At 53.9% G+C, this 7,719-nt stretch carries 6 protein-coding genes; all 6 read right to left on the bottom strand.

Annotation, left to right across the window (positions count from 1 at the left end):
* Positions 1–39: 39 nt before the first annotated feature.
* The 6 genes from acnA to topA all read right to left on the bottom strand — a co-directional run bounded on the left by acnA (position 40) and on the right by topA (position 7,621).
* A complete protein-coding gene (acnA, locus tag HX778_RS24580; protein ID WP_176983323.1) occupies positions 40–2,715 on the bottom strand; it encodes an aconitate hydratase AcnA in 2,676 nt (891 codons plus the stop codon).
* A 230-nt stretch (positions 2,716–2,945) separates the two neighbouring features.
* Positions 2,946–3,044: a small membrane protein YmiC gene (ymiC, locus tag HX778_RS25270; protein WP_235212905.1), complete on the bottom strand. Its 99-nt coding sequence runs from the start codon at positions 3,042–3,044 to the stop codon at positions 2,946–2,948.
* A 157-nt stretch (positions 3,045–3,201) separates the two neighbouring features.
* Positions 3,202–3,372 (bottom strand): hypothetical protein, encoded by a 171-nt coding sequence (locus tag HX778_RS24575; RefSeq protein ID WP_158399815.1) that lies wholly within the window; start codon positions 3,370–3,372, stop codon positions 3,202–3,204.
* Between the two features lie 2 nt (positions 3,373–3,374).
* Positions 3,375–3,503: a YmiA family putative membrane protein gene (locus HX778_RS24570; protein WP_071842910.1), complete on the bottom strand. Its 129-nt coding sequence runs from the start codon at positions 3,501–3,503 to the stop codon at positions 3,375–3,377.
* A gap of 345 nt (positions 3,504–3,848) precedes the next feature.
* Positions 3,849–4,823, bottom strand: coding sequence for an HTH-type transcriptional regulator CysB (gene cysB / locus HX778_RS24565; RefSeq protein WP_038471909.1), 975 nt, complete (start codon positions 4,821–4,823; stop codon positions 3,849–3,851).
* A 200-nt stretch (positions 4,824–5,023) separates the two neighbouring features.
* Positions 5,024–7,621: a type I DNA topoisomerase gene (gene topA / locus HX778_RS24560; protein ID WP_176983322.1), complete on the bottom strand. Its 2,598-nt coding sequence runs from the start codon at positions 7,619–7,621 to the stop codon at positions 5,024–5,026.
* Between the last annotated feature and the right edge of the window lie 98 nt (positions 7,622–7,719).

Here is a 7,719-nt window from a genome sequence, read left to right as displayed (position 1 = left end):
ACTTTATGGGGTCAGTCCATTCAGGGGCTTTTTCGTTTCTTACTTCAGCATATTCCTGATCACATAATGCAGGATGCCATCGTTACGGAAATAGGTAAGCTCATTGCCGGTATCAATACGGCAGCGGCAATCAACCACCTGCTTACGCCCGTCAGCGAAGGTCAGCGTAACCGGAACATCTGTCCCCGGCTGGAGCTGATTAAGCCCGCTGATGTCCAGCTTCTCTTCGCCCGTTAAGCCAAGCGTTTTGCGCGTGACGCCCGGTGGGAATTCCAGCGGCAAAATGCCCATGCCGATAAGGTTAGAACGGTGAATTCGCTCGAACGATTCGGCAATCACCACCCGAACGCCTAACAGCCGGGGACCTTTCGCAGCCCAGTCACGGCTTGAGCCGGAGCCATATTCTTTCCCGGCAATCACCGCCAGCGGCGTGCCCTGCTCTTTGTAACGCATCGCTGCGTCGTAAATTGAAAGCACTTCTTCGCCCGGCAATAGCCGCGTCATGCCTCCTTCCACGCCCGGCACCATTTCGTTGCGAATACGAATGTTGGCAAACGTCCCGCGCATCATCACTTCGTGGTTACCGCGCCGCGAGCCGTAGGAGTTAAAATCCCCGCGCTCAACGCCATGCCCTTGCAGATAACGCCCTGCCGGGCTGTCAGGTTTAATACTCCCAGCCGGGGAAATGTGGTCGGTGGTTACCGAGTCCCCGAGCATCGCCAGTACCTTAGCACCGTGGATATCTTCCACAGGTTTAGGCTCTATGCCCATATCATCAAAGAACGGCGACAGTCGGATATAGGTCGAGTCATCTTGCCAGCCGTAGGTAGCCGAGCGTTCCACCTTAATATTGCGCCACTCCTCAGTGCCTTCGAACACCTCCGCGTACTCTTTGCGGAACATATCGGTGGTCACCTGCGCCACGGCGGCAGCAATCTCCTGGCTGCTCGGCCAGATATCTTTCAGGTAAACCGGGTCACCTTTTTTATCGTGCCCCAGCGGCTCTTTGGTCAGGTCGATGTTCATGTTCCCGGCCAGCGCATAGGCCACAACAAGCGGCGGCGATGCCAGCCAGTTAGTTTTGACCAGCGGGTGAATACGACCTTCGAAGTTACGGTTCCCTGAAAGCACCGCGCCCACGGTGAGATCGCCTTTTTTAATCGCCTGTTCGATAGGATCCGGCAGCGGGCCCGAGTTACCGATACAGGTAGTACAGCCGTAGCCCACCAGGTTGAAGCCAAGCTCATCGAGGTAAGGCGTTAACTTCGCCTTTGCCAGGTAGTCAGACACAACTTTAGAGCCCGGCGCAAGCGACGCTTTCACCCATGGCTGTGGCTTCAGCCCCAGGCTGACGGCCTTTTTAGCCAGCAACCCGGCCGCCATCAGCACGCTAGGGTTTGAGGTGTTGGTACAGGAGGTAATGGCCGCGATCACGACTGCGCCATCCGGCAGCTGGTGCTCACGGCCAGCAAGCGTATAGCTAACCGGGTTGCGGTCTTTGTGTGAAGCGTTGACTTCAAGCTCGTTGCTGGCGGCAAATGCTTGCGGTACGCCGCCGAGCGGGACGCGGTCCTGTGGACGTTTTGGCCCGGCCAGGCTGGCCTCAACGTCGTTCATGTTTAACGCCAGCGTGCTGGTAAACACGGGTTCATCCCCCGTATTACGCCACATGCCCTGCGCCTTAGCGTAGGCTTCTACCAGGGCAACCTGCTCTTCGCTGCGCCCGCTGAGACGCATATAGTCGAGAGTTACGCCGTCAATCGGGAAGAAGCCGCAGGTGGCGCCGTATTCAGGTGACATGTTGGCGATAGTCGCCCGGTCGGCAAGCGGCAGCGAATCAAGACCATCGCCGTAAAACTCAACAAATTTACCCACCACGCCGTGCTTGCGCAGCATCTGGGTGACGGTCAGCACCAGGTCAGTGGCGGTGATCCCTTCCCGTAATTTGCCGTCGAGCTTAAAGCCGACGACATCCGGGATCAGCATGGAAACGGGCTGGCCAAGCATTGCGGCCTCGGCTTCAATACCACCTACGCCCCAGCCAAGTACACCCAGACCGTTAATCATCGTCGTGTGGGAGTCGGTGCCCACCAGCGTGTCAGGATAAGCGATAAATTCACCGTTCTGCTCTTCGCTCCAGACGGCTTTCCCCAGATACTCAAGGTTGACCTGGTGGCAAATACCGGTGCCCGGCGGGACGACGCTGAAGCGGCTAAAGGCCTGCTGCCCCCAGCGTAAAAAGACATAGCGCTCGTGGTTACGTTCCATTTCCAGGCGAACGTTTTCTTCGAAGGCGTCTTTATCGCCAAAATGGTCGACCGTCACGGAGTGGTCAATTACGAGGTCAACCGGGGAGAGTGGATTCACTTTTGCCACATCTCCGCCAAGGCGTTTCACGGCTTCGCGCATCGCGGCGAGGTCAACGACTGCGGGGACGCCGGTGAAATCCTGCATCAGTACACGGGCAGGACGATAGGCAATTTCGCGGTCGGCGTGGGCCTGTTTTAGCCAGTCGGCCAGCGCCTGAATATCTTCCCGGGTGACGGAGTCTTCATCCTGCCAGCGCAGCAGGTTTTCCAGTAAAACTTTTAGCGACTTAGGTAAACGGCTGATATCCCCAAGCTCTTTTGCGGCCAGCGGCAGGCTGTAGTAGTGCCAGGTTTTGTTTAGCGCTTGTAAAGTGTCCTTACTGGCTTCGCGTAGGGTTAACGACATAGCTCCTCCTTTATGACAGGGATAGCGAGTGCCCTGATTATCAGCAGGGTCACTATTAAAGATAACACAAACCTGCCGTAACGATTTGATAACAACCCAAATTGATAAATGACGCGAAGGGAATAAGCCGTGAGTAAACAAACGCCCCGGCGTTAGCCAGGGCGAGATTTAAAGCAAAGAGAAGTCTTTGGTGCGGCAGAGCAGCGGCGGTAAGCCGCACGTGGCGATGATTAATTAACGAAGGCGCGGAACATTTCTACCCAAAAGACAGCAGATAGCGTAAAGGCGCCCATCCAGGACCAGTATTTCACGGCGCGTTGATTATTCATAAGTTTTGCTCAATGTTGCGATATGCAATAAGACTGCTTAATTAAGCAGTCACCAGAATGTATTGCTGTGTGTAATTATCAGTAAACGATTCGTTGCCCTACGGTAAATAAAATGCATTTCTTTGCCGCAGAGAAAATAAACGGTTTAATAACGAAATTATTGTTTTTTGCTGTCGTCTTCGGAAAACAAATCGATAAAAGCCTGCTGCTGTTTTGTCAGCGCCCAGCCTTCAGTCGATGTGCTTTCCTCTTTTTTTACTTCTTTTCGCGTTTTGCCGCGGGTGCGGGCCACGACTTTGGGTGCAGGAACCCTATCCCGAGTAGACATAGCTACCCCCAAAATTTCCAGGCAACCAGCGCCACGACCAGCCAGAACAAGGCTGACACCAAAAACACCGCAGTCCACGCCTTGCGTTTCAGCGCCGGATCCCTTTGCGGTTGCTCACTTCCTGATGACATTGCTAGCCTCATACAATCGACACCACTTATCGTAATATTTCCAAACAATCGGTATAACTAATCGCCAGTTGGGATTAATCCTAAAGAAACTCTAGCTCAAAAGCCAGAAAAATTGCGCTATGGGGAAGAGAAAAGATTTAATCTTTTGACCTGAAATAAATAATCGAAACACCAAATTTGCGCAACTACGACTTATTTACTAGCTGTGTCTCTTTATTGCGACACAATAACCATTGTCACGATGTGGCTTATTAGGCGGGAATGGGAATAGATGAAGAAATGCGTTTAATTCTTATTTAATAATGAAGTGGGTATCTCCGGATTCACCGAAGATACCCTGGGAAATTATTTGGCCGGTAATTTTATATCTTTAAACATCGCTTCAATATCTTCATTTGAGCGTAATGCCACTGCGGTATCGACCACATCTCGCGTTAAATGCGGCGCAAAACGCTGAATGAAATCATACATATAACTGCGAAGGAAAGTGCTACGACGGAAACCGATTTTCGTGGTGCTGTGGCTAAATACGCCCTGCGCTTCAATGCGGACTAAATCGGGGTCGGAAATCGGATCCACCGCCATGCTCGCGATAACCCCCACGCCAAGGCCCAGACGCACGTACGTTTTGATAACGTCAGCATCGGTCGCCGTAAAGACGATACGCGGCGTTAATCCGGCTCGGTTAAAGGCGGTGTCCAGCTCTGAACGGCCGGTAAAACCAAAGGTGTAGGTAACCAGCGGATACTGCGCCAGCTCTTCAATGGTGACCGACTCTTTTGAGGCCAGCGGATGATCCGGCGTGACCACGATTGAACGGTTCCAGTGGTAGCACGGCAGCATGACCAGGTCGTCATAAAGATGCAGCGCTTCGGTGGCAATCGCAAAGTCTGCATTGCCTTTAGACACGGCCTCTGCAATCTGCGTCGGCGAGCCCTGATGCATGTGCAAAGAAACACGCGGATAACGCTCAATAAAGCCTTTTATCACGCCGGGCAACGCGTAACGAGCCTGGGTATGCGTGGTGGCCACATACAGCGAGCCTTTGTCAGGCCAGGTATGCTCCCCGGCAACGGATTTAATGGCGTCGACTTTAGAAAGCACTTCCCGGGCGATACGGATAATTTCCTGCCCTGCCGGCGTCACCTGAGTCAGATGTTTCCCGCTGCGGGCGAAAATTTGGATCCCAAGCTCATCTTCCAGCATACGAACTTGCTTACTGATCCCCGGCTGAGAGGTATAAAGCCCTTCCGCCGTGGAGGACACATTCAGGTTGTGGTTAACGACTTCAACGATATAACGAAGCTGCTGTAATTTCATGACTTACCGTCCAGGGTCAAAGGCCCCGGCACTCAATGGCAGGGGTTACGACGCAGAAAATACGAAAATTGACATTGCTTTACTTACTATATCAGTTATAGCTACTTTGTATAGATGGGATGAAAAGATAATAAACGAGTTATATAAAGCGGCATAAAAAAACCGGAGACAGGCTCCGGTTTTCTCATTTGCAGGCAGGCTTATTTCTTGCCGACAACCCACTTACCGTCGACGAAGAAGGCGGACCAGCCGGTCGCTTTGCCCTCTTTCTCAGAAGCGACATACTGCTGCTTCGTTTTACGGCTAAAGCGTACGAAAGCTTTATTCCCTTCAGGATCTTCCTGAGGAGCATCGGCCAGGTAGCGCAGTTTCTCCGGTAAACGATCGCGGAAGCGGTGAAGCTCTTCAACCAGCGGCGCACGCGTTTCACGAGATTTCGGGAAGGTGTTTGCCGCCAGGAATACCCCAGCCGCACCATCACGCAGCACGAAATAGGCATCGGATTTCTCGCACGGCAGCTCAGGCAACGGCACCGGGTCTTCCTTCGGCGGCGCGACTTCGCCGTTACGCAGGATCTTACGGGTATTCTTACACTCGTCGTTGGTACAGGCCATGTACTTCCCGAAACGCCCCATTCTCAGGTGCATTTCTGAGCCACACTTCTCGCACTCAACGATCGGGCCGTCATAACCTTTGATGCGGAACTCACCCTCTTCGATTTCGTAGCCGTCGCAGGTCGGGTTGTTACCACAAACGTGCAGCTTACGCTTCGGATCGATGAGATAGCTGTCCATCGCCGTGCCGCATTTCTGGCAGCGACGCTTGGCGCGCAGGGCGTTTGTTTCCGCGTCATCCCCTTCCAGCACGTTAAGAACTTCGTTCTCCGGCACCAGGTTGATGGTGGTTTTGCAGCGCTCTTTCGGCGGTAACGCATAGCCGGAACAGCCGAGGAACACGCCGGTACTCGCGGTACGGATCCCCATTTTACGGCCGCAGGTTGGGCAATCTATGCTGGTCAGGACCATCTGATTCGGGCGCATGCCGCCTTCTTCCGGATCCTGCTCGGCTTTCTCAAGCTGGCCGCTGAAATCGCTGAAGAAGTTATCCAGCACGCCTTTCCACTCGGCCTGATTGTTTGCGACCTGGTCCAGGCTGTTTTCCATTTGCGCGGTGAAGTCGTAATTCATCAGCTCGCGGAAGTTTTCTTCCAGACGGTCGGTCACGATCTCGCCCATTTTTTCAGCGTAGAAACGGCGGTTCTCGACGCGCACGTAGCCACGATCCTGAATGGTGGAGATGATAGAAGCGTAGGTAGATGGACGACCAATACCGCGTTTTTCCAGCTCTTTAACCAGCGATGCTTCACTGAAACGTGCAGGCGGCTTGGTAAAGTGCTGGGCCGGAAGCAGCTCAACCAGCGTCAGTTCCTCACCCGGGTTAACCGCCGGTAAAGTGCGGTCTTCATCGCCCTTACGCAGCGCAGGCATCACCTTCGTCCAGCCATCAAAGCGCAGCGTACGACCACGCGTCTTCAGGCGGTATTCACCGGCTTCCACCGTCAGCGTGGTGGAATCGTATTTCGCAGGCGTCATCTGGCAGGCCACGAACTGGCGCCAGATCAGCTGATAAAGCTTCTGGGCATCCGCTTCCATGTCTTTCAACGACTCGGCCTGCACGGACACATCAGAAGGACGAATCGCTTCGTGCGCTTCCTGAGAGTTATCCTTGCTGGCGTACTGGTTGGCGTCCGCAGGCAGGTATTTCTTACCGAAGCTCTCTTCGATATAGCCGCGCACCATGCTCACCGCATCCTGGCTCAGGTTGGTTGAGTCGGTACGCATATAGGTAATGTGGCCCGCTTCGTAAAGACGCTGTGCCATCATCATCGTTTTCTTCACGCCGAAGCCAAGACGCGTACTGGCGGCCTGCTGCAGCGTGGAGGTAATGAACGGCGCACCCGGCTTGCTGCTGGTTGGCTTGTCTTCACGATCCAGAACGGTGTAGCGAGCTTTTTCTAGCAGGCTAACCGCCGCCATAGTTTGCTCGCGGTTAACCGGCCGGAAAGGCTTGTCTTTATGATGGCTCACCTGCACCGGGAGCGCATCGCCCTTCGGCGTCGACAGGTTAGCGTCGATTTCCCAGTACTCTTCCGGCACGAACGCTTTGATTTCGCGCTCACGCTCGACAACCAGGCGAACCGCTACGGACTGCACGCGCCCTGCGGACAGGCCACGCGCAATCTTTTTCCACAGCAGCGGCGACACCATGTAACCCACTACGCGGTCCATAAAGCGGCGCGCCTGCTGGGCGTTAACACGGTCGATGTTCAGTTCACCCGGCTTTTCAAACGCCTGACGAATCGCATTTTTAGTGATTTCGTTAAAGACCACGCGGCTATAGCGCGTTTCATCGCCGCCGATAACTTCCCGCAGGTGCCATGCAATGGCTTCCCCTTCGCGGTCAAGGTCGGTTGCGAGATAGATGTGGTCTGCTTTTTCTGCCAGAGATTTCAGCTCGGAGACCACTTTCTCCTTGCCCGGCAGCACTTCGTAGCGAGCGTCCCAGTTATGCCATGGATCAACACCCATGCGATTGACGAGCGCTCCGCGTTCATCCTTTTTGACCTTTTTGGTCCCTTTGGCGGCGGCAGAGTCAGCGCTCTTCTTGGTGGTTGATCCACTGGTCGGCAAATCACGGATGTGACCGACGCTGGATTTAACCACGTAGTCATTACCGAGATATTTGTTGATCGTTTTGGCTTTTGCCGGGGACTCAACGATGACGAGAGCTTTACCCATTTTCACCTTTACCTATTTAATTCTTCCAGGAATACGTCGCAAATTTTCACCTTCCACTGGCGACGCGCTTTTTTATATTGCGGCAGTGTGGAAGGAGA

This window comes from Cedecea sp. P7760, assembly GCF_013386425.1.
GTDB lineage: Bacteria > Pseudomonadota > Gammaproteobacteria > Enterobacterales > Enterobacteriaceae > Cedecea > Cedecea selenatireducens.
Note: the sequence above shows the minus strand (reverse complement) of the source record. Positions and strands in the feature narration are given on the sequence as shown.

What these genes read in the sequence shown, in the direction of transcription:
- acnA (WP_176983323.1), bottom strand. Translation starts at nt 2,715, where the DNA reads ATGTCGTTAACCCTACGCGAAGCCAGTAAGGACACTTTACAAGCGCTA.
- ymiC (WP_235212905.1), bottom strand. Translation starts at nt 3,044, where the DNA reads ATGAATAATCAACGCGCCGTGAAATACTGGTCCTGGATGGGCGCCTTT.
- HX778_RS24575 (WP_158399815.1), bottom strand. Translation starts at nt 3,372, where the DNA reads ATGTCTACTCGGGATAGGGTTCCTGCACCCAAAGTCGTGGCCCGCACC.
- HX778_RS24570 (WP_071842910.1), bottom strand. Translation starts at nt 3,503, where the DNA reads ATGTCATCAGGAAGTGAGCAACCGCAAAGGGATCCGGCGCTGAAACGC.
- cysB (WP_038471909.1), bottom strand. Translation starts at nt 4,823, where the DNA reads ATGAAATTACAGCAGCTTCGTTATATCGTTGAAGTCGTTAACCACAAC.
- topA (WP_176983322.1), bottom strand. Translation starts at nt 7,621, where the DNA reads ATGGGTAAAGCTCTCGTCATCGTTGAGTCCCCGGCAAAAGCCAAAACG.